The following is a 24,685-nucleotide window of genomic DNA, read 5'->3' on the forward strand; positions in this document are numbered from 1 at the left end:
AGGCCCTGCTTTCATACATAAAATGAACCACTCAGGAGGGAAACCATATGTATAAAACAGTCGTAGTAGGAACAGGGCCATCCGGTTTGACCGCGGCCATCTATCTGGCACGTGCCAACTTGAGCCCGCTCGTAATCGAAGGTCCGGAACCAGGCGGCCAATTGACCACGACCACCGAAGTTGAGAACTTTCCAGGGTTTCCTGAAGGCATTATGGGCCCTGAATTAATGGAAAATATGCGCAAGCAAGCAGAACGCTTCGGCGCGGAATTCAAAACCGGCTGGGTCAACTCCGTCGAGCTGACAGAGCGCCCGTTCAAGCTGCAAGTTGAAGGCCTCGGCGAGATCGAGACCGAAACTCTGATCATCTCTACAGGCGCTTCCGCTAAGCTGCTCGGCATTGGCAACGAGAAAGAGAATATCGGACGCGGTGTCAGCACATGTGCAACTTGCGACGGATTCTTCTTCCGCGGCAAAAAAATTATCGTCATTGGCGGTGGCGACTCAGCGATGGAAGAAGCCAACTTCTTGACGCGCTTCGCATCGGAAGTTCGCCTGGTTCATCGCCGTGATGAGCTCCGCGCTTCCAAAATCATGCAAGACCGCGCCCGGGGCAACGAGAAAGTGAAATGGGCGCTGAACAATACGCCGCTTGAAGTTATCTCCGGCGATAGAGGCGTGACTGGCCTTAAGGTGAAAAACAACACGACCGGCGAAGAAGAGATCATTGAGACTGACGGTATCTTCGTGGCGATCGGCCATACGCCGAATACGAAGTTCCTCGGCGGTCAGATCCAAACTGACGAGCATGGATATATCGTGGTGAAGCCAGGTACGACAGAAACGAACATTCCCGGCGTATTTGCTTGCGGTGATGTGCAGGATACCAAATACCGCCAAGCGATTACAGCTGCGGGAAGCGGATGTGCCGCTGCCTTGGAATGCGAGAAGTTCCTTGAAGGACATATGGTGCACGATTGGAGCCAGACTGTTTAATTTCGACACCTTGTATAACTGCCGAACGTGGAGGGCTATGCTTTCCACGTTTTCTCATTGTTGTAGACGTTTAGTTGCTCCTTGACCTGTATACAACCTTGACTTATAGTTGGAACAGGAGCATTTGCCCGAAAATTATCAAGATTATTCGTAGAGGTGACCTTGCAATGTCAAATCAAATTTATATCGGTGTGGATTTAGGCGGTACCAATATTAAGGTTGGTATTTGCGACGAGCAGGGTAAGCTGCTCCAGACATTTGAGGGACCTACAGGTACAGAACTTGGCGCTGAAGCCGTGCTTGAACGCATCGCGCAGTATGTGCGTCAGATTGTCGAAGATTCTCCGTTCGAGTGGGAGCAAGTGGCTGGCATCGGTGCTGGGCTAGCAGGATTCATGGATATTCCTGAAGGTTTCGTCAAATTCTCTCCAAATTTGCTATGGCATAACGTCCCTGCGAAGAAAACGCTGGAAGCGCTCCTCGGCAAAACCGTTAAAATCGATAACGATGCTAACGTTGCTGCACTGGGCGAGGCTTGGGCGGGAGCTGGAGCGGGTATTCCCAATGTCGTTTGCTATACACTAGGAACAGGTGTTGGCGGCGGTATCATCATTAACGGCAAAATTTATCAAGGTTCAACCGGTATGGCCGGTGAACTTGGACATATGTCAATCGTTCCGGATATCGAAGCGATCAATTGCAACTGCGGTCAATTAGGCTGCCTTGAGACGGTTTCTTCAGCCACAGGCATCGTGCGAATGGCCAAAGAGGCTGTAGAACGCGGAGAGCATACGTCCCTGGCTTTGCATGAGAAAATTGAAGCCAAACATGTGTTCGATGCAGCGAAATCGGGCGATGAGGTTGCTCTCCGTATCGTAAACCGCGCTGCGTATTACCTCGGACGTTCCATGGCTACCCTAGCTGTGATTGTCAATCCGAAGCGTTTCATCATTGGCGGCGGTGTATCAAAGGCGGGAGAAATCCTGTTTGGTCCAATTCGAGAAACATTTAAGAAATACACACCGGAGGCAGCAGCAGAAGGTGTTGAAATTGTTCCTGCTACGCTGGGTAATGACGCAGGTGTCGTGGGTGCAGCCGGTCTGAACTTACGCTAACCGTCCAGGTTGAAGTACGTGCAGGGACCGGGCCTGACAGCCCGATAGCCTGGCACACGCATGCAAAGGAAGGTGCAAACGATGGAAGAAATCCACCCTTTAGCGAAGCTTGTCATAATCACAGGAATGTCGGGTGCCGGGAAGACAATCGCGGTACAGAGTCTTGAGGATCTCGGATTTTTCTGTGTAGATAATTTGCCGCCAGTGCTCATCCCTAAGTTTGCCGAGCTGATCGAGCAGTCGATGGGCAAAATCGGCAAAGTCGCCTTGGTCATAGACTTGCGGGGGCGTGAATTTTTTACGGCACTTCAGGAATCGCTTCGGGACATCAAAGAGAACTATACGCTTACGTATGAGATCCTCTTCTTGGATGCAACGGATGCCGCCCTCGTTCAGCGATACAAAGAGAGTCGTCGCCGGCATCCGCTAGCACCCAACGGCGTGCCGCTGGAAGGCATCGGTCTGGAGCGCAAGCTGCTGGAGGAGCTCAAAGGCTTGGCTACACAAGTCATTGATACAAGCACATTGAAGCCTGCGCAGCTCAAGGAACGAATTATTTCCCGCTTTACCAATTTAGAGTCCAACCGCATATCTATAAATGTAATCTCCTTTGGATTTAAATATGGCGTGCCGATTGACGCTGACTTGATCTTCGATGTGCGCTTCTTGCCGAACCCGCACTACGTCGATCAGCTGCGGCCGTTAACGGGCCAGGATCCGGATGTGTACGATTACGTCATGAAGTGGACCGAGACGCAAGAGTTCCTCACGAAGCTGCTGGATATGCTGAACTTTCTTATGCCGCAATACAAGAAGGAAGGCAAGAGCCAGGTCGTGGTAGGCATCGGCTGTACGGGCGGCAAGCACCGGTCGGTGGCGATTACGGAATACCTTGGCAAGGCGCTGGGGAACAGTGAGACGGCTGCGGTACGTGTAAGCCATCGGGACTCGGAGCGGGATCGCGGATAGATAGTAACACGATGAAGAGGGGGAAAGACAGATGGATCATGATAACTTGCAGCGTACCCCTCGCATTGTCGTGATCGGCGGTGGTACGGGGCTCTCCGTCATGCTCAGAGGCTTGAAGGAGAAGCCGGTCGACATCACGGCGATCGTAACCGTAGCGGACGATGGCGGAAGCTCGGGCATTCTCCGAAACGAGATGCAGATGCCGCCGCCTGGGGATATTCGCAACGTGCTGACGGCGCTTGCTGATGTCGAGCCGCTGCTTTCAATGATTTTACAATACAGGTTTCAAGCGGGAACGGGATTAGCCGGGCATAGTCTGGGAAATCTAATTTTGGCAGCCTTAACCGATATTACTGGCGACTTTGTGACTGCGGTGCAGGAGATGAACCGTGTCTTTGCGGTGAAAGGCAGAGTCCTGCCTGCCTCGAGTCACGCCATCGTGCTGAAAGCGGAAATGGAAGACGGGACCCTGGTGACAGGCGAGTCCAAGATTCCGCTGGCTGAAGGCAGGATCAAGCGCGTGTACATTGAACCTGCGAACGTCACGCCGCTGGCCGAAGCCGTCCATGCCATACGCGAGGCGGATGCGATTTTGTGCGGACCAGGGAGCTTATACACCAGCTTGCTGCCGAATTTACTTGTTCCGCAAGTCGCACAAGAGATCATGAAGTCCGAAGCAGTGAAGATTTTTATTTGTAATGTGATGACACAGCCCGGAGAAACAGATGACTATTCGGTCAGCGATCATTTGGACGCAATCTATGACCACTTGGGCCATCATTTATTCGATTATGTTATCGTGAACAACGGTGAAATACCTCCCCAAGTCCAAGCTAAATATGCGGAACAAGGTTCAAAAGCTGTGCATTTGGATTTGGATGAAGTAACGAAGCGGGGATATCAGGTCATCGCCGACCGGCTGGTGTTGTTCCGAACTTACTTGCGGCACGATGCGGAGAAGCTGAGTGACCATATTTATCAGCTCGTGAGTAGCTGGTTGTTAAGGAAGAGGTGAGACCCTTGTCCTTTGCGGCACAAACGAAAAAAGAATTAACGCTGATCGAAACGGACGCTTGCTGCGAGAAGGCGGAGCTGTCCGCCCTCATCCGGATGAATGGTGCTGTTCAGCTGTCGAACGGTCGGGTCATTCTTGACATATCCACCGAGAATGCAGCTATAGCGCGAAGAATATATACGCTTATCAAGAAAACGTATAAATTGCATACCGAATTGCTGGTGCGTAAAAAAATGCGTTTGAAGAAGAATAATGTATATATCGTTCGGGTTCCAGGGCAGGTACAGGAGCTGCTGAGCGATTTGAGAATCGTTTCCGAAGGCTTTATGTTTACGGAAGGGATTGAGAAGGAGATCGTTCGCGGCAGCTGCTGTAAACGCGCCTATTTGCGCGGCGCTTTTATGGCCGGGGGGTCGGTGAATAATCCGGAAGGTTCTTCGTACCATTTGGAAATCGCTTCCATCTATGAGGAGCATTGCCGTGCGCTGACGCAGCTTGCGAATAAGTTCGATCTGAATGCGCGGTTCATCGAGCGGAAGAAAGGCTTCGTGTTCTACATCAAGGAAGGTGAGAAGATCATCGAATTCCTGAGCCTGATCGGCGCTCATCAGGCGCTGCTCCGCTTCGAAGATGTCCGGATTATGAAGGATATGCGCAATTCGGTGAATCGCATTGTGAACTGCGAGACGGCAAATCTGAACAAGACGATCGGCGCGGCGGTGAGACAGATCGATAACATTCGTCTGCTGCAGCGGGAGGTCGGTTTGGAGAGCCTGCCGGAGAAACTCAGGGAAGTTGCCGAGATTAGGCTTCAGCATCCGGATATGAACCTCAAGGAAGTCGGCGACATGCTCAAAGGCAACGTTAGTAAATCCGGCGTTAATCATCGACTTCGAAAAATTGATGAATTAGCCGAAAAACTGCGAAATTCTTGAGTTTGGCAGCATTCGAACCAGCCATACGCAAGTTTTTCTCATTTTACTAGTGTACTTGAGGGAATAATGGTATAATGTTAAAACATAGGATTTTATGCACTGTTATCAGTAGTAGCTTCTATAAGCTCGAGTAGGGGGAATTAGTTCCATGTCCAGACGGCCAGTCGTTGTGAAGTTGAGAACAGGACTTCATGCCAGACCTGCGGCATTGTTTGTTCAAGAGGCGAATAAGTTTTCATCTGAGATCTTCGTTGAAAAAGATGAGAAGAAAGTGAATGCCAAGAGCATCATGGGAATTATGAGCCTTGCGATCAGCACAGGGACCGAAGTCTTCATAAGCGCAGAAGGTTCGGACGCCGAGCAGGCTGTAAACGCTTTAGTCACATTGGTAAGCAAAGAAGAGTTGGAGAACCAATAATTTTTAAGAAGCTTCCTTTCGAGGGAGCTTTTTTGCAACTCAGCGGTAGGAATTTATGGCGAGCTTGTTAACAATTCATGGAAGTAAGCAACCTTTTCCTCAGTGACGCGTCTATATATAAACGTGGTCCTAGAAGGAAAAGGCTATTTGCCGTTCTTATCGGCATGTATATCCATCTAACCTCAGGCGCAATTTAATCAACAGAAAAAGGAGTTAGAGTAATGAAATCGCATTGGAAAGTAAGTTCCGTGCTGCTAGCGTTCCTCGTTTTTCTAGCCAGCACAATTACCGCCCCAGCCGCACAGGCTGTATCGGCAAGTTCGTCCTTTATCCTACTTTATATCGATAAGTCCGAAGCTTTTGTGAATCAAGATCAAATTCACTTGGACGCTCCAGCAACAATTATTAAAGGGAGCACCTTTGTTCCAGCGAAGTTCCTGGGTGATTCCATGAATTTCAATGTAGAGTGGAGTGACGCTACCCGTACGATTACAATGTCGCCGCAAGGCAATTTGATCGTGCTGGATGTTGATCATAAGACAGTAACGACGAATGGCATCAACACACCATTCGATGATGTCGCAGCGATCGTGAATGGGAAGCTGATCGTGAAGCTGACTTGGCTGGCCGATTATATGGGCGCGAAATACACGTACAATGAAGAGCTGCGTCGTGTAGAGATCGTCTATACACCGCCAGCAGAAGGGATCTATGTCGATCAGGACAGCAATTCCAGACCGGTGGCCAAGTTTACGACAGCGAAGCCTACATACCGTCTTGGAGAGCCTGTGAAGTATGTGGATCTGAGTTATGATCCGGACGCGGAAGGCATTGTTTCGTATGACTGGACAGGTAACCAGGAGGCTTTCTTCAAGCCTGGCAAATATCCGGTGAGTTTGAAAGTTTCCGATCGTCACGGACATGTGAGCGATGTGTACACAAGCTACGTGACTGTTGTCGATGAACCGTACTTGAGCGAAGTTGAGTATCCGATCTATATGAAACCGGTAGGCGGATTCATTAAATCGGATTGGGGCACGATCTGGTCTCATTTCAACAACATGGAGCCGATAGCTAAGCAAGTGACGCAAGTCACCGACCGAAAGCTGCTCGTCAGCGACAGTCCGGAGGAATTCACGGAGAAAGGGATCCTGTACCAGGATACGATCAACGGTAAGGCCCGTCTGTACGCCGACCATGTGAATGGAACGAAGCAAAAGATGACGATGGCGATCTTCGCCACGAATAACAGTGACAAGCCGGTAACGATTCAAACGACGAACAAAGGGGAAGTGTACCCTTCGGTTTATGCGAACTTGATTGGCAGCGAAGCTTCTGTAGACTTCTTGCTGAACAATGTCTATGATCAAAAGCTGACAGTTCCACCGCACCAAACGTATGTATATGCCAAGCTGCCTGATTTCTACCCAGGGCAAGGCGTTAACCTGTTCTACGATGTAGAAACGGACGGAGAGCTGCAAATGACGTTCGGTGTGACTGATCAGAGGCTGACACCGACAACGGTTCAGGAACTGCCTTACTTGGCGTTTAACGGCCACGTGCGCGGGTCGTTCCCGGTTTCCGAAATCAATTGGAAGATCGATGCATCCTCTTTCACCAAAACGTCTGTCTTGACCATTGGTGACAATAAGACGGATCCGTTCGTTAAAGGATATGACGTGATGCGCAAGTCAGACGCGGAAAACAGCGGCAACTACGGCGTTGTGTACAAAATTCATGCTGACAAGCCGCGTAAAATGGCCGTGATGATTATGGCGAAAGGCGGCATTTTCAAAGGCCCGTTCAAAATTAACGGCGAAATTATTCCTGTGCCGGCTTCAGGCGTCATCACAGCCTTCGACGGAATGGAAGTATTGGCGCGTACAACCGGAACGGAGGACTCGCTTGATATCGAGTTCACGCCGCCGGCAGGCTCCGCGTTCCCAATTGATTTGATTTTCTATCCGTTGGAAGATAAAAAGTAAAATAAAAAAACAGCCGATAACTGCTCATAAGAGCTGTTATGCGGCTGGTTTTTTTTATTGCCAATGACAGGGTTATACGCGCTCGATAACTTTGTCGATAAGTCCGTATTCTGCGGCTTCTGCAGCAGTCATGAAATTATCACGATCTGTATCTTTCTCAATGCGCTCGAAAGATTGTCCGGTACGCTCGGCCAAAATTTTGTTCAAGTTGTCTCTCATCTTCAAGATGCGCTTCGCGCGGATCTCGATGTCGGAAGCTTGACCTTCAGCGCCGCCGAGCGGCTGGTGAATCATGACTTCGCTGTTAGGCAGGGCGTAACGCTTGCCTTTGGCGCCTGCTGTGAGCAGGAATGCGCCCATGGATGCGGCCATACCTACGCAGATGGTAGATACATCCGGCTTAATGAACTGCATGGTGTCAAAGATCGCCATACCGGCTGTGATCGAGCCACCAGGGCTGTTGATGTAAAGGCTGATATCTTTATCAGGATCTTGTGCGGCCAGGAAAAGCAGCTGTGCGATAATGGAGTTAGCGACAACATCGTTCACCGGAGTGCCAAGGAAGATGATGCGGTCCTTCAGCAAGCGGGAGTAGATGTCATAACCTCTTTCGCCGCGCGCGTCCTGTTCGACAACCATAGGGATAAAACTCATGGGAATTACCTCCTTCGATAGGTGCATGGTTCAAATCATGCATGCTAGTACATACTGTTAACAGTATCTACAAGTATGATAACGAAAAAACCTGTAAAGGTCAATAAAGGTCAAACTTAAAAACAAAAAAAATCAGTTTTTCAACTGATTCATCTTGATGGACGCGCCCGAAGGGAATCGAACCCCTATCTCAGGCTCCGGAGGCCTACGTCATATCCATTGGACCACGGGCGCATGCTTATGAAATTACCGGAGCAAGGGTTATTATATGACAGGCTGAATAAAAAAGCAAGACTGTAAACCCTTACAGCCTAAATTCGTTAAAAAGTTTGAACAAATGTTGTATATCGAGAATCATTTGGTTATAATGAGGGTGTAAGGCGATTTTTTTTCGCCCGGGTGGGACGTAAAATGTATACCCGGGACACAAAACGTCCATTTGATGGAGCAGGAGCGTTGACGGCGGTCATTATGAGAGAGATACTTGACATTCAAAAACAGCTCTTGCCGGATTTAATGGATATTATGAAGAAACGGTACTCGATTCTGCACCATATTCTTGTTTCCGGCGTTGTCGGACGAAGAACATTAGCTTCCTCCTTGGATATGACAGAGCGGGTGCTGCGCGGTGAAGTCGATTTCCTCAAAGAGCAGGGCTTGCTGGAGACTGATGCGACAGGCATGAAGATCAGTGAGTCAGGTCGTCAGCTCCTTGAAGCGATGGAGCCGATTGTGAAAGTCGCCTTCGGTCTGACCGACCTTGAGGAGAATATCCGCAAGGCGTTCAACCTGACGCAGGTCATTATCGTTCCGGGTGATTCGGATCAGTCCAGTTTCACGAAGAAGGAGCTCGGACGAGCGGGGGCAGCAGCCTTGCGCAAGTACGTAGGCAAGGATGACATCATTGCGGTCACCGGCGGTTCGACGATGGCGCAGATCGCTAACAATCTGGCAATCTCCTCGAAGATGAAAGGAAGTTTATTCGTTCCGGCGCGCGGTGGACTTGGCGAAAGCGTGGATATGCAAGCGAACACGATTGCCTCCACCATGGCCAAGAAAACCGGCGGGAAATACAGAATGCTTCATGTTCCTGATCATCTCGGCGAAGAAGCTTACCAATCGTTGATCCAGGACTCGCAAATCCGGGAAGTTGTAGAAGCCGTGCGCAGTTGTCGCATTGTTGTACACGGAATCGGAGATGCTATGGTCATGGCACGCAGACGAAAGGTTGATGCGGAGACGACACGCAGTCTGCAGAATGACGGTGCGCTGGCAGAAGCCTTCGGGTATTATTTTGACCGGCAGGGGAATGTCGTGCACAAGATGCCTACCGTTGGGCTTAGGCTGGAAGATTTGCAGCGGGTCGAAGTCGTTATCGGCGTTGCCGGAGGCAAAAGCAAGGGAGAAGCCATCGCGTCTGTACTTCGATACGGGCAGGAAGATGTGCTTGTCATCGATGAGGCGGCGGCTATTGAAGTTATGGAGCACGTCAAAAAGTGACATCATGACGAACACCCAGGTGTCTATAAAGTCCATTATTGCTGTTTCAATACTGAGGTATTGCGAGCTTGTCGTCGCTTTATACACATCGGCATTGGGTGCGAGTCTTGAAATAAATTATTTTTTCACTACTAGGAGGAATTCGCTATGGTAAAAGTAGGTATTAACGGTTTCGGTCGTATTGGTCGTAACGTGTTTCGCGCAGCTTTGAACAGCTCTGAAGTTCAAATCGTTGCTGTTAACGATTTGACAGATGTTAAAACATTGGCTCACCTGTTGAAGTATGACACAACTCACGGCAAGTTGAATGCAACAGTTGAAGCTGGCGATGGCGAATTGATCGTTAACGGTCGTTCCATCAAAGTTTTCGCTGAGCGTGACCCTGGAAACCTGCCTTGGGCTTCTGTAGGCGCAGAAATCGTTGTTGAGTCCACAGGTATTTTCACAGCGAAAGAGAAAGCTTCCCTTCACTTGAAAGGTGGCGCTAAGAAAGTTATTATCTCCGCTCCAGCGACTGACGAAGATATCACAATCGTTCTTGGCGTTAACGAAGATAAATACGATCCAGCAGCTCACACTGTAATCTCCAACGCTTCTTGCACAACAAACTGCTTGGCGCCATTCGCAAAAGTAATCAACGATAACTTCGGTATCGTTAAAGGTATGATGACTACTGTTCACTCCTACACGAATGACCAGTCCGTTCTTGACCTGCCGCACAAAGACCTTCGTCGTGCTCGTGCAGCTGCTGAGAACATCATTCCTTCCAGCACTGGTGCAGCAAAAGCGATCGGTTTGGTTCTGCCAGAACTGAAAGGCAAACTGAACGGTATGGCAATGCGCGTACCTACACCTAACGTTTCCGTAACTGACCTGGTTGTTGAAACGAAAGTAAACGTAACTGTTGACGAAGTTAACGCAGCTTTGCAAAAAGCAGCTAACGGTTCCCTGAAAGGCATCTTGAACTACACAAACGAGCCATTGGTATCCAGCGATTTCAACGGCGATCCTGCTTCCTCCACGATCGACGCTTTGTCGACAATGGTAGTTGGCGACAACTTGCTGAAAGTTGTTTCCTGGTACGATAACGAGTGGGGCTACTCCAACCGTGTCGTTGACTTGGCAGCTTTCATCGCAAGCAAAGGCCTGTAATTCATATTTCACACACTAACACATAAAGAGGAGAAGCGATTCTCCTCTTTATGTCTGATTTCCTCTATAAATGCTTGTACATAATCCGCCCCGGGAGGTCTGTTCATGAATAAGAAAAGTGTTCGCGATTGTGAGTTAGCAGGTAAGAGAGTATTTGTCCGCGTTGATTTCAACGTACCTTTGGAAAATGGTCAAATTACGGACGATACGCGCATTAGAGAGACTTTGCCAACGATTAAGTATTTGATTGAGAACGGCGCGAAAGTCATTCTGGCGAGCCACCTTGGACGTCCGAAAGGTCAAGTTGTGGAAGAGCTTCGCTTGACGCCAGTTGCTGCAAGACTGTCCGAGTTGCTTGGCAAGCCTGTTGCCAAAGCGGACGAAGCAGTTGGCGAAGCTGTGAAAGCGCAAGTTGCAGCCCTGCAAAACGGCGATGTTCTGCTTTTGGAAAACGTGCGTTTCTACGAAGGCGAAGAGAACAACGATCCGCAATTGGCGCAAGCTTTTGCTGAATTGGCTGACCTGTACGTTAACGACGCATTCGGTGCGGCTCACCGTGCACATGCTTCCACTGAAGGCATTGCTCACCACCTGCCAGCTGTATCCGGTCTGTTGATGGAAAAAGAGCTGGACGTTCTTGGCAAAGCGCTGAACAACCCTGCACGTCCTTTCACTGCGATCGTCGGCGGTTCCAAAGTTAAAGATAAAATCGCTGTGATCGAAAACCTTCTGAACATTGCAGACAACGTCTTGATCGGCGGCGGTCTGTCCTATACATTCCTGAAAGCACAAGGCTACGAAATCGGCAAATCCTTGCTGGATGACTCCAAGCTGGATCTTGTGCTTAGCTTCATGGCGAAAGCGAAAGAAAAAGGCGTAAACTTCCTGCTTCCAGTTGACATCGTGGTAACGGATAAATTCAGCGCAGACGCGAACACGCAAATCGTGGGCATCGACGGCATCCCGGCTGACTGGGAAGGCATCGACATCGGTCCAAAAACACGTGAATTGTACGCTGACGTTATTGCTAAATCCAAGCTAGTTGTGTGGAACGGACCAATGGGCGTATTCGAAATCGAGCCATTCTCCCACGGTACACGTGCGGTAGCGCAAGCTTGTGCAACAACTGAAGGCTATACCGTTATCGGCGGCGGTGACTCTGCTGCTGCGACTGAAAAGTTCCATTTGGCTGAGAAAATGGATCATATGTCCACAGGCGGCGGTGCTTCCCTGGAATTCATGGAAGGCAAGGCACTTCCGGGCGTTGAGGCTCTGAACGACAAATAATTTTTGGGCTAAGGAGAGTTACACATGAGCAGAAAACCGATTATCGCAGGTAACTGGAAAATGTTCAAAACGGTTTCCGAAGCGGTCAGCTTCGTGAACGAAGTGAAGGGCCAAGCGGAAGTGGACGGCGTGGAGAGCGTGATTTGCGCTCCTTACACAAACCTTCCTGCGCTTGTTGAAGCAGTGAAAGGCACGACTCTGCATGTTGGCGCGCAAAATCTTCATTTCGAAGACAACGGCGCGTTCACGGGCGAAATCAGCGGCGTAATGCTGAAAGAGCTTGGTGTGGAATATGTCATTATCGGGCATTCCGAGCGCAGAGCGTACTTCGCTGAAACGGACGAGATCGTCAACAAAAAAGTAGTGGCAGCATTCAAACACGGCTTGACGCCGATTGTGTGCGTGGGCGAGAAGCTGGAAGAGCGTGAAGCCGGCGAAACGAAGAACGTGTGCAAAGTGCAAACAGAAGCGGCTTTCCAAGGCCTTAGCGCAGAGCAAGCGGCGCAAGTGGTTATCGCTTACGAGCCGATCTGGGCGATTGGCACAGGTAAGTCTTCGACGGCAGCGGATGCACAAGACGTTATCGGTTACATCCGTGAGCTGGTTAGCGGCTTGTATGGCGCAGGCGTAGCGGAAGCGGTTCGCATCCAATACGGCGGCAGCGTGAAGCCGAACAACATCGCGGAGTACATGGCACAGCCGGACATTGACGGCGCACTTGTAGGCGGAGCAAGCTTGGAGCCGGCTTCCTACGTTCAGCTCATCGAGGGGGCGAAGTAATATGTCCAGACCGAAACCGGTAGCGTTGATCATTCTGGACGGCTTCGGGCTTCGAGCAGACGAGCAGGGCAATGCGGTTGCTCATGCGAAAAAGCCCAACTACGACCGTTACTGGTCGACTTATCCACATACAACCTTGACGGCATGCGGTGAAGCCGTAGGTTTGCCTGAAGGCCAGATGGGGAATTCTGAGGTAGGGCACTTGAACATCGGCGCAGGCCGTATCGTGTACCAAGACCTGACCCGGATCTCGAAATCGATTCGTGATGGCGAATTTTACGACAATGAAACGCTGCTCGGCGCGGTGCGCCATGCCAAAACGAACGGCAAGAAGCTGCACTTATACGGCCTGCTTTCCGACGGCGGCGTACACAGCCACATTCAGCACTTGTTCGCACTGCTCGACTTGGCGAAAAAAGAAGAGCTGCAAGAAGTGTACATCCACGCGTTCTTGGACGGCCGCGACGTAGCGCCGGACTCCGCGAAGAAGTACATGGAAGAGCTGCTGAACAAAATCGCCGAAGTCGGCGTAGGCAAAGTAGCGACTGTCCAAGGCCGCTACTACGCAATGGATCGCGACAAGCGCTGGGAGCGTACGGAGAAATCCTACCGCGCCATGGTGTACGGCGAAGGTCCAACTTACACGGATCCGATGCAAGCGATCATTGAATCCTACGAGAAGTCGGTCTATGACGAGTTCGTCATGCCGACGGTCATTACAGGCGAAGATGGCAAGCCTGTCGGTCTGGTTGAATCCGGCGACGCTGTCGTATTCTTCAACTTCCGTCCGGACCGTGCGATTCAGCTTTCGCAAGTGTTCACGAACGAAGACTTCCGCGGATTCGATCGCGGCGACAAGGCACCAAAAAGCTTGTACTACGTATGTCTGACGCTGTTCAGCGAGTCCGTAGACGGCTTCGTCGCATACAAGCCTAAGGATCTGGATAACACGCTGGGCGAAGTGCTCGCTCAGAATAATCTGAAACAGCTGCGCATCGCCGAGACAGAGAAATACCCGCATGTTACGTTCTTCTTTAGCGGCGGACGTGATGTCGAGCTTCCTGGCGAGACGCGTATTCTCATTCCTTCGCCAAAGGTAGCGACTTACGACTTGCAGCCGGAAATGAGCGCATACGAAGTAGCAGAAGCAGCTGTGAAGGAAATCGAAGCCGAGCGTCAAGATGTCATCATCTTGAACTTTGCTAACCCTGACATGGTAGGTCACTCCGGTCTGCTGGAGCCAACGGTGAAAGCGATCGAAGCGACAGACGAGTGCTTGGGCAAGGTCGTTGACGCTATCATCGCTAAAGGCGGCGTTGTCTGCATTACAGCCGATCACGGAAATGCTGACGTTGTCACCAACCCGGACGGCACGCGCAATACCGCACATACGACAAATCCCGTGCCTTTTATTGTGACGGACAAATCTGTTACACTAAGAGACGGTGGAATTTTGGCAGATATTGCCCCGACAATGCTTGATTTCTTGGGTGTTCAACAACCGGAGCAAATGACTGGGGCAACGATTCTTAAACGCTAATTATTAACTATTAAAAGGAGTGTAATCTACGATGACAATTATTTCTGATGTTTACGCACGCGAAGTACTGGACTCCCGCGGTAACCCTACAGTTGAGGTTGAAGTGTATCTTGAATCCGGCGCATTCGGCCGCGCTATCGTACCTTCAGGCGCTTCCACAGGCGCATACGAGGCTGTTGAGCTTCGTGACGGCGACAAAGGCCGTTACCTGGGTAAAGGCGTTCTGAAAGCTGTTGAGAACGTGAACGAAATCATCGCTCCAGAAATCATTGGCTTGGATGCTTTGGATCAAGTTGGCATCGACAACAAAATGATCGAAATCGACGGCACGCCAAACAAAGGCAAATTGGGCGCTAACGCGATCCTAGCTGTTTCCATGGCGGTTGCTCGTGCAGCTGCTGACGCTCTGGATGTGCCTCTGTACGTATACCTTGGCGGATTCAACGCGAAGCAATTGCCAGTTCCTATGATGAACATCATCAACGGCGGCGCGCATGCGGACAACAACGTTGACGTTCAAGAGTTCATGGTTCTGCCAGTTGGCGCACCTTCGTTCAAAGAAGCGCTTCGCATTGGCGCAGAGATTTTCCACAGCTTGAAATCTGTTCTTAAAGAAAAAGGCTTGAACACAGCTGTTGGCGACGAAGGCGGTTTTGCGCCTAACTTCGGTTCCAACGAAGAAGCTCTTTCCACAATCATCACAGCGATCGAAAAAGCTGGTTACAAACCAGGTGAAGACGTATTCCTGGGTATGGACGTTGCTTCCACTGAGTTCTTTAAAGATGGTAAATACCACCTTGAGGGCGAAGGCAAATCCTACACACCTGCTGAGTTCGTAGACTTCTTGGCTGCTTGGGTCGACAAATACCCAATCATCACTATCGAAGACGGCTGCTCCGAAGACGATTGGGAAGGTTGGAAATTGCTGACTGAGAAATTGGGCAAAAAAGTTCAACTCGTTGGCGATGACTTGTTCGTAACGAACACATCCCGTCTGTCCACAGGTATCGAGCAAGGTATCGGTAACTCCATCCTTGTTAAAGTGAACCAAATCGGTACGTTGACTGAAACATTTGACGCGATCGAAATGGCGAAGCGCGCTGGCTACACAGCGGTTATCTCCCACCGTTCCGGTGAGAGCGAAGACAGCACAATCGCTGACATCGCGGTTGCAACAAACGCTGGTCAAATCAAAACAGGTGCACCTTCCCGTACAGACCGCGTAGCGAAGTACAACCAATTGCTTCGCATCGAAGACGAGCTGCACTCCGTAGCTCAATACGCAGGCAAAAAAGCTTTTTACAACTTGAGAAACTTCAAGTAAGCTTCGTGCGTATTGTATAACTAAATATTCCGAGAGGGGACTACCGGCATGAGCAATTGGTTGAAGACTATTTTATTTATAATAGGATCAGCGCTGCTTACCCATTTGCCGCTAATCCCCTCTTCTTTTTTTCGCAATCTAGATACGATGGTGCATGAGTTTGGGCATGCGGTCGTCACGCTGGCGCTTTCGGGGAAAGTGATGTACATCAACCTGTACGCTGATCATAGCGGGGTGACCTACTCATCTTTGACGAAGTCCTGGGCGTTCCTGCCTGTCTCATTAGCCGGCTATTTCACGGCTTCCTTATTCGCCTGGTTCCTCTTCTCGGCTTATTCCCGAGGTAAGCAGCGGTTAGGCCTGCAGGTGATGACGGTGCTGGCCGTGCTGTCCTTGGTGCTTTTTGTCCGCAATGCGTTCGGTGTGACGTGGCTGATCGGCTTTATCGTGCTGACCATCCTTGTGCTCGCGTTGACGCCTAAGTGGCTGAGGGACTTTTATTACTTGTTGGTCGCGTTCATTTGTCTGGAGGAATCGGTGTTTGGACCGTTCTCGTTGATTCTGTACGCGTCCCGCAATGCCGGTCAGGCAGGGGATGCCAGCAATTTGGCGAATTACACGGGAATTCCTGCCATCGTGTGGGCTGTTGTGTTTACTTTATTTGCGCTATGGTGTGCGAAGCAAGCCGTGCAGGCCTTCCTTGGCCGCAACAAAGGATCACGGGTGCGCGGCAAGCAAGTACCTGTTCCATATAAACGCGAGTAGTTTAGTGGGCGATTTTGAAGGGGCGGTCTCCTTTTCTTGTAATTGGGGACAAACTATGCTAAAATACTCATGCTAGTTGTATAACCAAAGAACAGGCAATTGAGGTGCTAATAACATGGTAATTTTTGTGAAAATTTTGTTGATCATAGCTTCGATCGGATTGATTTGCGTTGTCTTGCTGCAAAAAGGTAAGAGTGCAGGCTTGTCCGGTGCGATCTCTGGTGGTGCCGAGCACCTGTTCGGTAAGCAAAAAGCGCGCGGTTTAGAATTGTTTTTATCCCGTTTCACGATGGGGCTTGCGGCTGCATTTTTCATTCTGTCGATTGTCGTCGCATACATTGTGAAAGGCTAACACACATAAAACGATAACAGCAGGGGAAATCTACTCCTGCTGTTTTTTCATTTTACTCAGCCATTCACGCATGTGAGGAGTTGGACGACATCGAAGAGCGTGTGTACAATTCAACCGACCCTTTCTTTTGGCTTGGCAGTGGAACGAATCGGGATATGGGAATTTTAATGATTCACGGATTTACGGGAACACCAATGGAGTTCAGACGAATCGGGTATAAAATGCAGGATCAGGGCTATACCGTGAATGCGGTTAGGCTGCCTGGACACGGTACAACCCCCGAGGAGATGATGCACACCGGATGGACGGATTGGTATGGGCATGTGCTGGAGAGCTATGATAAGCTTGCAGGCGTATGCAAGAACGTAGTCGTCATGGGTTATTCGCTAGGCGGGCTGCTCGCCCTGAAGCTCTCAGTAGAGCGCCAGACGTCAGGCATTGTGTCGATCGCGACACCTATCTTTTTGGCAACGAGAAGGATCGTCTTTGCTGCGGTGATGCAGCATTTCATGGATTATGTTGAGAAGAAGCCCAAAGATACGCCGATTGTGTTAGATGAGTCATGTGCGTATACCAAAACGCCGATTCGCTGTGTCATCAGTTTGCGTAAACTATTAAAGCAGGTCAAAGTCATTCTGCCGCGGATTGAAGCGCCCATTTGGATCGGGCAAGGCAAGAGGGATACGATCGTACTGCAAGAAAGCGCCGAATTCTTGCATCAGAATGTCCAATCCCCGCTGAAAGAATTGCATTATTATGAAGAGTCCTCCCATGGGCTGCTGCTAGATCAGGAAAAAGAGCAGGTCTATGAAGATATTTCATCGTTTATCCAGTCGCTGCAGATGAAATACTATGAAGTAAAGGAGGCAGGTGCGGCTGCGAAATAGAATAAGATTGTTAATGAACAACAAGAAGGTGAAAAGTAGATGATATCGGAAAAAGAGATCTTAAGCTTTATGCAAGAGACGGCGTACAAGCCGATGACTTATCAGGAGCTTGAAAAGCACTTTGGCATCGGTAACGCAGAGGAATTTAAAGAGTTTTTGAAAGTGCTCAACCACCTCGAAGAGGAAGGTTTGATTCTGCGGACAAGGAATGATCGGTACGGTGTGCCTGAACGGATGAATTTACTGCGGGGCAAACTGCAGGCGCATGCCAAAGGATTTGGCTTTCTAATCCCGGATGACCGGGAACACCCAGACGTGTATATCCACGCAAATGATATGAATACGGCCATGAACGGAGATATGATTTTTGTACGAATCACCACGAAGGGGCAGGCCGGCGGCCGCATGGAAGGTGAAGTCGTACGTGTTATCAGCCGTGCGAATACACAGATCGTGGGGACATTTCAAAGTCAGGAGACTTATGCATTCGTTATTCCAGACGATAAGCGGGTGACACGGGATATTTTTATCCCTCAGCATGCGTTTATGGGTGCGGTCACTGGGCAAAAGGTCGTCGTCAAGCTCGTCAGCTACCCAGAAGGGCGCGCGGCGGCTGAGGGTGAAGTGATTGAAGTTCTGGGGCATAAAGATGACCCTGGCGTGGATATTTTGGCCATTGTCCGTAAATTTCAGCTTCCCGAAGCTTTCCATGAGGAAGTTATCCTTGAAGCGGACGCCGTGCCGGATGCGATTACGGAAGAAGAGATCCAGCAGCAAGGCCGGCGTGATCTGCGCAGCAAGCGCATCGTGACAATTGACGGCGAAGATGCCAAGGACCTTGATGACGCGGTCAACGTAGAGCTTCTGGAGAACGGACACTACGTACTTGGCGTGCATATTGCCGACGTAAGCTATTATGTGCGCGAAGGCTCGGCGCTGGATCGCGAAGCTTATAACCGAGGCTGCTCGGTCTATTTAACGGATCGGGTCATTCCGATGCTGCCGCACCGTTTGTCCAACGGCATTTGCTCCTTGAATCCGCGGGTTGACCGGTTGACGATGTCCTGCGAGATGGAATTCGATGAGCAGTTGAATGTGGTGAAGCATGATATTTTTACAAGTGTGATCAAAACAAGTGAACGAATGACGTATACGAATGTTCGGAAGCTGCTGAGAGATGAAGCGGAGCCTGAAATTGCTGACAAGTATGCATACTTGCTGAACGATTTCAAGCTGATGGAAGAGCTGGCGATGAAGCTGCGCGGTCGGCGGATGAAGCGCGGTGCCATTGACTTTGATTTTGAAGAGTCGAAAATTCTCGTGGATGCGGATGGCAAACCGACTGACATCGTGAAGAGAGAGCGGTCCATCGCAGAAATGATTATTGAGGAATTCATGCTGGCAGCAAATGAAACCGTTGCGGAGCATTTCCATTGGTTAAAGGTGCCATTCTTGTACCGGATTCATGAGGACCCGGATGCGGAGAAGCTGATGCATTTCATGGAATTTATTACGAACTTCGGTTATGTAGTCCGCGGAAAAGGCAACACGGTGCATCCTCGAGCTTTGCAGTCGCTGTTGGAGGAAATCAAAGATACGCCGGAAGAAACGGTCATTAGCAAAGTCATGCTGCGCTCTATGAAGCAGGCTCGCTATGATGCGCAAAGCTTAGGGCATTTCGGTTTGGCGGCCGAGTTTTATTCCCACTTTACTTCGCCGATTCGCCGTTATCCCGATTTAGTTATTCATCGCGTCATCCGCGAGGTTCTGGAAAGCGGCGGAATACTGACCGATCAGCGTCAGGAATATTTGGCGTCCCGTATGGATGACATTGCGCGGCAGTCTTCGGAACGGGAGCGCGTAGCGGTTGAGGCGGAGCGGGAGACGGAAGCGCTGAAGAAAGCGGAGTACATGCTGGATAAAGTTGGCGAAGAATTCGAAGGCATTATCTCCAGTGTGACGAACTTTGGTATTTTCGTGGAGCTCGACAACACTGTAGAAGGTTTGATCCGGCTCAGTGATCTAACTGACGATTATTATCATTATCATGAGATGCAGCATGCGCTGATCGGTGAGCGGACGTCGCGCATTTACCGGATTGGTGATGGTGCGAAGGTACGCGTGGCGCGTGTGAATATGGATGAGCGAACCATCGATTTTGAGATGGTGGATATGAAGCCGCGCAGCAGCGGCAAGCCGGGCTTTTTGCGCGGCGGAGATGGCGCCAGCCGTGGTGGCCGCGGCGAACAGCGTGGCCGTGACGATCGCGGGCGCAGCGGGCGCGGGAAGGCCGGCGGCTTTGGCGGCGGCAGCGGCAAGAGCAGTGGCAGCAACGGTAAGGGTGGTGCCGGCAGTGGTCGCGGCAAATCTGGCGGCCGCGGTGGTTTTGCTGGCGCTGCGGCAGGCGCTGGTGGCAGTGCGGGCGGTACCGGTGGCGGCAAGGGCAAAGGCAAGGCGAGCGCTGGACGCGGTGGCCGAGGCGGAGCTGGCGGCAAGGGCGGATCCGGCAGCGCTGGAGGTGCAGGCGGCGGTGCGAGGAGCGGCGGAGGCGGCTTGAGCGAGCGCCTGCAAGCAGTTGGCGCGGGCCGTGTGGACAGCGGCCGCAGTGAAGGGCGCGCGAGGGGCCGTGGCGGCATCGCGCTTGGCGGTGAGACGCCGAGCGGAGGCAGCTCTAGCGGCATTGATTGGGCGAGCGGCGTGAATGCGCTCGCCAAGGGCGGTCGCCGTCGTGATGGCGGCGATGGGAAGAAGCGGCGGAGATAATCGCCGCTTCTTGCTTTTCCGCACTAGACTTGCTACAATTAGTTGCACCAAATGTAGTTTTGCACGTGCGTGCGGAAGGAGGATCTCACGTGGCTACGAAGAAAGCCGACGGTAAAGTGCTCGCTCAGAATAAGAAGGCGTCGCACGATTATTTTATTGAAGACACGTATGAATGTGGCATCGTTTTAACCGGTACGGAGATCAAGTCTTTGCGAGCCGGGCGAGCGAATTTGGGTGACAGCTTTTCGACTATTCGCAATGGGGAAGCTTTTGTGCATAATATGCACATCAGTCATTTCGAACAGGGGAATCGCAGCAATCCGTCCGATCCGACGCGAGCGCGCAAGCTGCTCATGAAGAAGGCCGAGATTGCCAAGCTGCTGGGACAGTCCAAGCAGGAAGGATATACGCTTGTTCCTTTAAAGATCTACATCCGCAATGGCTACGCGAAGCTGCTGCTTGGGCTAGGTAAAGGGAAGAAGCAGTATGATAAGCGTGAAAGCGCGGCGAAGAAGGATGCACAGCGTGATATTCAGCGTGCTCTGCGCGAGAAGCAGAAGGTGGCAAGGTAAGCCTTGCTGGATGGCAGTACTGGCAAGTGACACCTGAGCTTCCATGAAGCTAGTGATTCACTTTTGCTTGGCTTGTGTTATACTAAGTAAGCAGTCAGGAAACAGCAACAAATTGCTCAAGTAATTGAGTTGATCCAAATGTTCCTTTTATCTTCCTTCACTTATGGTGAAGTTGAAGACAATTCGGGGGTGTTCTTGGATTCGACGGGGATAGTTTGAGCATGGGTTGCGGGTAGTGGGGACGCGGCCACTATAACAACGCTAAAGCCTATTAAATGGCAAACAAAACAACAACTTAGCTTTCGCAGCTTAATAACCTGTGAGCTAGCTTCTACCCTGCATCGCCCATGTGCCGGGATAGGGGCCCAACTTTAGTGGGATACGCCGCTTCGGTCTACGCCTGGGGTCGACGGAAGAAGATAATCAGGCTGACCTTGGACAGAGCCGGTTACGGGGCGCTGGCCTTGGTGACATCAAAACTGTGACTACACCCGTAGATGCCTGTGTGGCGATATTTTCGGACAGGGGTTCGACTCCCCTCACCTCCATACTTATGTTGTGAAGAAGTGCCTGCAAAGGCACTTTTTTGCATTCTCTGGTGCCCTCTAGCGTACTTGATTGTTTGGGATTAAGATAAAGAGTCATTAAAAGTAGGGCCCTAATTAGTAGACCACTGAAAAAGATGACGTTTTCTAATATGGAAAAAGACCGCTTTTTGCCTGTGATATGGCTTTAAGCGGTCTTTTTGTTATATTTCTGTCAATTCAAATCCTATGACAAGCAATAGTATGGACATGAGCACAGCGGCTTTGAACGTTCTGCTTTTGTAATTAATGTAGTCATGGGAATGGGTGCTTATTTGTTAGATTGGGCTTGAATATTTAAGGTTGTTGTAAGGTTAAGATTAAACTGTTGTAAGGTTGGCCCTCTAAAATAGGTTTCATAGAGAATACGAACTGATGGAGGTAGTACAGAACATGCAAACGATCTTGCAAGCTAATAATGTACAGAAGAAGTTCGGTACGAGGGATAACATTTATACGGCTCTAAAAGACATCAACTTGGAAATAACAGAGGGTGAATTCGTCGGTGTCATGGGTCCATCGGGTGCGGGGAAATCGACATTGCTCAACATTTTCTCTACGATTGATACGCCAACTTCCGGAGATGTGATCATTGCCGGTCAAAATATCGTGACAATGAAAGACGCGCAGTTATCAGATTTCCGTCGGCAGAAGCTGGGTTTTATTTTCCAGGACTATAATTTGCTCGATACGTTGACGGTGAAGGAAAATATTTTACTGCCGCTCGCGATTTCGAAAGTACCTGCGGCTGAGATCGAAAAAAGAGTCGATGAGATTGCGGATATATTCGGGATTCGCAATATTTTGAACAAGTATCCATACCATATTTCCGGTGGTCAAAAACAGCGTACTGCAGCATCACGCGCCATTGTCACGAAACCAAGCTTGGTCTTGGCGGACGAGCCGACGGGAGCGCTCGATTCCAAATCAGCATCCAGCCTGCTGGAGAGCATGCGTACTTTAAATGAAACACACAAATCTACTATTATGATGGTCACGCACGATGCATATGCCGCGAGTTATTGCAAACGCGTCATTTTTATTAAAGACGGCGAGCTTTATAAGGAGTTGTATAAAAACAGCCAGTCGCGCAAAGCGTTTTTCCAAAGTATACTTGAAGTCCTCGGAGCATTAGGGGGTGGGCACCTTGACACTATTTAGTCTGGCCCGCAAAAATATGAAAAACAACTTTATTAACTACTTCTTATACTTCGGCTCGATGATTTTTAGTATCTTGATTTATTTTGTTTTCGTGTCACTGAAGTACGATCAAACGGCGCAATCGGCTATGGCAGATTCGGCTAAAATTAACACGGCATTTAGCGGGGCATCCGTCGTGCTCCTTATTTTTGTCGCCATCTTTATTGGGTATTCGAATTCTTTCTTTACGCGAAAAAGGAAAAAAGAGGTTGGACTCTATGCGCTCCTAGGTTTACGCAATAAGCAGATTGGACGCATGCTATTTTATGAAAATTTCCTGATGAGCTTGTTTGCGCTTACTATCGGGATTGGATTGGGTTCTTTTTTAACCAAATGGTTTGTGCAGCTGTTGATGAAGCTGATGGGCTATGATGTGATTGCGAAATTCGCTATTTCTTCGTCGGCAATCGTCAATACAGCCATTGTTTTCTTGATTATCGCGTTATTCAATTCGATTCAAGGCTACTTGTTAATCTATCGTTTCAAGTTAATCGATTTGTTCCGTGCCGATGCAGAAGGCGAGCAAGAACCGAAGACTTCGATTCAGGTTGCGCTGCTTTCGGTTTTGATGATCGGTTGTGGCTACTGGATTGCGCTTCAAGACATTGGGAAGTCCAAGATTTGGGGAACTCTTGGAATGGGGACAACTGCGCTTCTTATTTTAATTTTGGTTGTCATTGGCACTTATTTCTTATTTAGCACGTTAACCCTAACGTTGTTGAAGCTATCTATGAAGAATAAGAAGCGCTATTGGAAAGGAATTCGTTTAATCGGAAGGTCGCAGCTCTTTTATCGGATCCGAGGGAACGCACGAACACTTACGATTATTGCGGTGCTTAGTGCAACAACCTTAACGGCTGTCGGTACGGCCTATAGCTTGTATTATAATTCCCGAAGTATGTCCGAATTAATGAGTCCGAACAGTTATATGTTTATCGCAAATAGTCCAAATCAAGCCCAAAAGGTGCAGGATGTTATTTCGGCCAATACGAATCACAAGGTAAACTACCATCTATCCGTTCCTGCGATTCAGATCGATGCGGATACGAGCAACATAATGAGCGGCAGCAGAAGTACGAAACGGACGTTCACCTTGATTTCAAGCGAGAGTTTTAACAAGTTGGCAGCGGTACACAAGAAGAAGGATACCCTATCTTTAACGGGTAACGAAACCGTTATATTGATTCCGTTCTACAAGGAAGGTCAATCGCCGGATTACTTGGGGAAATCAATCAAATTATTAACAGGTCATAAAGGTGAAACGATTACTTTCTCAGGCTTGAAACCATATACCTTACTAAATGTTGAAATAACTTTTTCCACTCTTGTTGTCAGTGATGAGCTCTTTGCAAGTCTTGCCAAAAAAATGAAACCTCTTCAGTTAGAGACTTATGGCATATCGAATGATACAAAGGCTGAGGAATTGACGACGGATATTGAGCAGCTATTGCCGAGAAGTGAGGAGATGCCGAGTTTATCGAGTTTTTATCGAGACTATTCGCAGGGGCTTCAAAGTTCAGGATTGTTGATTTATATGGCCGGTTTTCTTGGACTTGTTTTTCTAGCGGCGACGGGTAGTATGATTTACTTCAAGCAGTTAACGGAAGCGAACGCAGACAAAGGTCGTTATCAGATTCTGCACAAAATTGGTGTGAATAAGAAAGAAATTAAACGTTCAATTGCGAAACAAGTTGCCTTTATTTTCGCACTCCCGTTATTCGCGGGGATCGCACATTGCTCCGTTGCTTTATCGGTACTATCGAGCGTTCTGCAAAGGAACTTAACCGTTCCCGTTCTAATCTGTATTAGTGTGTATTCATTGATTTATTTTGTCTACTATTTGTTCACCGTACAGTCTTATTACAAGATTGTCGTCACACAACCCAAATGAAA

General features: G+C 49.5%; 21 protein-coding genes, 1 tRNA gene and 1 other RNA gene. 21 read left to right on the plus strand and 2 right to left on the minus strand.

The window, feature by feature from the left end; translation table 11 throughout:
* Positions 1 to 47 precede the first annotated feature (47 nt).
* From trxB to O9139_RS07465, 7 genes are all read left to right on the plus strand, one after another.
* Entirely contained in the window at positions 48 to 995 is a 948-nt protein-coding gene (gene trxB, locus O9139_RS07435; protein ID WP_270878824.1) for a thioredoxin-disulfide reductase, read from the plus strand.
* A 167-nt stretch (positions 996 to 1,162) separates the two neighbouring features.
* Positions 1,163 to 2,110, plus strand: a complete 948-nt coding sequence (locus O9139_RS07440; protein ID WP_270878825.1) for an ROK family glucokinase — start codon at positions 1,163 to 1,165, stop codon at positions 2,108 to 2,110.
* 81 nt (positions 2,111 to 2,191) lie between these two features.
* Positions 2,192 to 3,079, plus strand: a complete 888-nt coding sequence (gene rapZ, locus O9139_RS07445; protein WP_270878826.1) for an RNase adapter RapZ — start codon at positions 2,192 to 2,194, stop codon at positions 3,077 to 3,079.
* Positions 3,080 to 3,110: 31 nt separating this feature from the next.
* Positions 3,111 to 4,094, plus strand: a complete 984-nt coding sequence (locus O9139_RS07450) for a gluconeogenesis factor YvcK family protein (protein WP_270878827.1) — start codon at positions 3,111 to 3,113, stop codon at positions 4,092 to 4,094.
* A 5-nt stretch (positions 4,095 to 4,099) separates the two neighbouring features.
* Positions 4,100 to 5,029, plus strand: coding sequence for a DNA-binding protein WhiA (gene whiA, locus O9139_RS07455; protein WP_270878828.1), 930 nt, complete (start codon positions 4,100 to 4,102; stop codon positions 5,027 to 5,029).
* 148 nt (positions 5,030 to 5,177) lie between these two features.
* A complete protein-coding gene (locus O9139_RS07460; protein WP_028555561.1) occupies positions 5,178 to 5,447 on the plus strand; it encodes an HPr family phosphocarrier protein in 270 nt (89 codons plus the stop codon).
* A gap of 221 nt (positions 5,448 to 5,668) precedes the next feature.
* Complete coding sequence (locus O9139_RS07465; protein ID WP_270878829.1) at positions 5,669 to 7,432, plus strand: stalk domain-containing protein; 1,764 nt, start codon at positions 5,669 to 5,671, stop codon at positions 7,430 to 7,432.
* A gap of 72 nt (positions 7,433 to 7,504) precedes the next feature.
* Here O9139_RS07465 and clpP read toward each other — a convergent pair whose 3' ends face one another.
* Positions 7,505 to 8,086: an ATP-dependent Clp endopeptidase proteolytic subunit ClpP gene (gene clpP, locus O9139_RS07470; RefSeq protein WP_270878830.1), complete on the minus strand. Its 582-nt coding sequence runs from the start codon at positions 8,084 to 8,086 to the stop codon at positions 7,505 to 7,507.
* A gap of 162 nt (positions 8,087 to 8,248) precedes the next feature.
* Positions 8,249 to 8,320 (minus strand) — tRNA-Arg (locus tag O9139_RS07475).
* A gap of 237 nt (positions 8,321 to 8,557) precedes the next feature.
* Between O9139_RS07475 and O9139_RS07480 the strand changes: the two genes are divergently transcribed.
* The 14 genes from O9139_RS07480 (at position 8,558) to O9139_RS07545 (ending at position 24,683) form a co-directional block, all read left to right on the plus strand.
* Positions 8,558 to 9,586 carry a sugar-binding transcriptional regulator gene (locus O9139_RS07480; RefSeq protein ID WP_270879035.1) on the plus strand — a complete coding sequence of 343 codons (1,029 nt, stop codon included), beginning with the start codon at positions 8,558 to 8,560 and terminating at the stop codon, positions 9,584 to 9,586.
* A 147-nt stretch (positions 9,587 to 9,733) separates the two neighbouring features.
* Complete coding sequence (gene gap, locus O9139_RS07485) at positions 9,734 to 10,738, plus strand: type I glyceraldehyde-3-phosphate dehydrogenase (protein WP_270878831.1); 1,005 nt, start codon at positions 9,734 to 9,736, stop codon at positions 10,736 to 10,738.
* Between the two features lie 105 nt (positions 10,739 to 10,843).
* Entirely contained in the window at positions 10,844 to 12,025 is a 1,182-nt protein-coding gene (locus O9139_RS07490) for a phosphoglycerate kinase (protein WP_270878832.1), read from the plus strand.
* 24 nt (positions 12,026 to 12,049) lie between these two features.
* Entirely contained in the window at positions 12,050 to 12,805 is a 756-nt protein-coding gene (gene tpiA, locus O9139_RS07495) for a triose-phosphate isomerase (RefSeq protein WP_270878833.1), read from the plus strand.
* A gap of 1 nt (position 12,806) precedes the next feature.
* Positions 12,807 to 14,345, plus strand: a complete 1,539-nt coding sequence (gene gpmI, locus O9139_RS07500) for a 2,3-bisphosphoglycerate-independent phosphoglycerate mutase (protein WP_270878834.1) — start codon at positions 12,807 to 12,809, stop codon at positions 14,343 to 14,345.
* 31 nt (positions 14,346 to 14,376) lie between these two features.
* Positions 14,377 to 15,669, plus strand: coding sequence for a phosphopyruvate hydratase (eno, locus tag O9139_RS07505; protein WP_270878835.1), 1,293 nt, complete (start codon positions 14,377 to 14,379; stop codon positions 15,667 to 15,669).
* Between the two features lie 48 nt (positions 15,670 to 15,717).
* On the plus strand, positions 15,718 to 16,434 hold the full coding sequence (locus tag O9139_RS07510; protein WP_270878836.1) for a M50 family metallopeptidase: 717 nt from the start codon (positions 15,718 to 15,720) through the stop codon (positions 16,432 to 16,434).
* A gap of 115 nt (positions 16,435 to 16,549) precedes the next feature.
* Positions 16,550 to 16,786 (plus strand): preprotein translocase subunit SecG, encoded by a 237-nt coding sequence (secG, locus tag O9139_RS07515; protein WP_270878837.1) that lies wholly within the window; start codon positions 16,550 to 16,552, stop codon positions 16,784 to 16,786.
* An 80-nt stretch (positions 16,787 to 16,866) separates the two neighbouring features.
* Positions 16,867 to 17,673: an alpha/beta hydrolase gene (locus O9139_RS07520; RefSeq protein WP_270878838.1), complete on the plus strand. Its 807-nt coding sequence runs from the start codon at positions 16,867 to 16,869 to the stop codon at positions 17,671 to 17,673.
* Between the two features lie 39 nt (positions 17,674 to 17,712).
* Positions 17,713 to 20,436: a ribonuclease R gene (gene rnr / locus O9139_RS07525; protein ID WP_270878839.1), complete on the plus strand. Its 2,724-nt coding sequence runs from the start codon at positions 17,713 to 17,715 to the stop codon at positions 20,434 to 20,436.
* 89 nt (positions 20,437 to 20,525) lie between these two features.
* Positions 20,526 to 21,008 carry an SsrA-binding protein SmpB gene (smpB, locus tag O9139_RS07530; RefSeq protein ID WP_270878840.1) on the plus strand — a complete coding sequence of 161 codons (483 nt, stop codon included), beginning with the start codon at positions 20,526 to 20,528 and terminating at the stop codon, positions 21,006 to 21,008.
* A gap of 185 nt (positions 21,009 to 21,193) precedes the next feature.
* Positions 21,194 to 21,559: a transfer-messenger RNA gene (gene ssrA, locus O9139_RS07535) on the plus strand.
* Between the two features lie 426 nt (positions 21,560 to 21,985).
* Positions 21,986 to 22,753 carry an ABC transporter ATP-binding protein gene (locus tag O9139_RS07540; RefSeq protein ID WP_270878841.1) on the plus strand — a complete coding sequence of 256 codons (768 nt, stop codon included), beginning with the start codon at positions 21,986 to 21,988 and terminating at the stop codon, positions 22,751 to 22,753.
* Positions 22,731 to 24,683 (plus strand): ABC transporter permease, encoded by a 1,953-nt coding sequence (locus O9139_RS07545; RefSeq protein ID WP_333742484.1) that lies wholly within the window; start codon positions 22,731 to 22,733, stop codon positions 24,681 to 24,683. Before O9139_RS07540 ends, O9139_RS07545 begins: the two co-directional genes overlap by 23 nt.
* Positions 24,684 to 24,685: the final 2 nt, after the last annotated feature.

This window comes from Paenibacillus aestuarii (genome assembly GCF_027789125.1).
Classification (GTDB): Bacteria; Bacillota; Bacilli; order Paenibacillales; family NBRC-103111; genus Paenibacillus_E; species Paenibacillus_E aestuarii.

Excerpts from the sequence above, each read along its gene's own strand:
- rapZ (WP_270878826.1), top strand. The coding sequence starts at position 2,192 with ATGGAAGAAATCCACCCTTTAGCGAAGCTTGTCATAATCACAGGAATG.
- O9139_RS07480 (WP_270879035.1), top strand. The coding sequence starts at position 8,558 with ATGAGAGAGATACTTGACATTCAAAAACAGCTCTTGCCGGATTTAATG.
- O9139_RS07490 (WP_270878832.1), top strand. The coding sequence starts at position 10,844 with ATGAATAAGAAAAGTGTTCGCGATTGTGAGTTAGCAGGTAAGAGAGTA.
- gpmI (WP_270878834.1), top strand. The coding sequence starts at position 12,807 with ATGTCCAGACCGAAACCGGTAGCGTTGATCATTCTGGACGGCTTCGGG.
- trxB (WP_270878824.1), top strand. The coding sequence starts at position 48 with ATGTATAAAACAGTCGTAGTAGGAACAGGGCCATCCGGTTTGACCGCG.
- O9139_RS07450 (WP_270878827.1), top strand. The coding sequence starts at position 3,111 with ATGGATCATGATAACTTGCAGCGTACCCCTCGCATTGTCGTGATCGGC.
- O9139_RS07540 (WP_270878841.1), top strand. The coding sequence starts at position 21,986 with ATGCAAACGATCTTGCAAGCTAATAATGTACAGAAGAAGTTCGGTACG.
- O9139_RS07465 (WP_270878829.1), top strand. The coding sequence starts at position 5,669 with ATGAAATCGCATTGGAAAGTAAGTTCCGTGCTGCTAGCGTTCCTCGTT.
- eno (WP_270878835.1), top strand. The coding sequence starts at position 14,377 with ATGACAATTATTTCTGATGTTTACGCACGCGAAGTACTGGACTCCCGC.
- rnr (WP_270878839.1), top strand. The coding sequence starts at position 17,713 with ATGATATCGGAAAAAGAGATCTTAAGCTTTATGCAAGAGACGGCGTAC.
- O9139_RS07510 (WP_270878836.1), top strand. The coding sequence starts at position 15,718 with ATGAGCAATTGGTTGAAGACTATTTTATTTATAATAGGATCAGCGCTG.
- tpiA (WP_270878833.1), top strand. The coding sequence starts at position 12,050 with ATGAGCAGAAAACCGATTATCGCAGGTAACTGGAAAATGTTCAAAACG.
- O9139_RS07440 (WP_270878825.1), top strand. The coding sequence starts at position 1,163 with ATGTCAAATCAAATTTATATCGGTGTGGATTTAGGCGGTACCAATATT.
- clpP (WP_270878830.1), bottom strand. The coding sequence starts at position 8,086 with ATGAGTTTTATCCCTATGGTTGTCGAACAGGACGCGCGCGGCGAAAGA.
- secG (WP_270878837.1), top strand. The coding sequence starts at position 16,550 with ATGGTAATTTTTGTGAAAATTTTGTTGATCATAGCTTCGATCGGATTG.
- O9139_RS07460 (WP_028555561.1), top strand. The coding sequence starts at position 5,178 with ATGTCCAGACGGCCAGTCGTTGTGAAGTTGAGAACAGGACTTCATGCC.
- gap (WP_270878831.1), top strand. The coding sequence starts at position 9,734 with ATGGTAAAAGTAGGTATTAACGGTTTCGGTCGTATTGGTCGTAACGTG.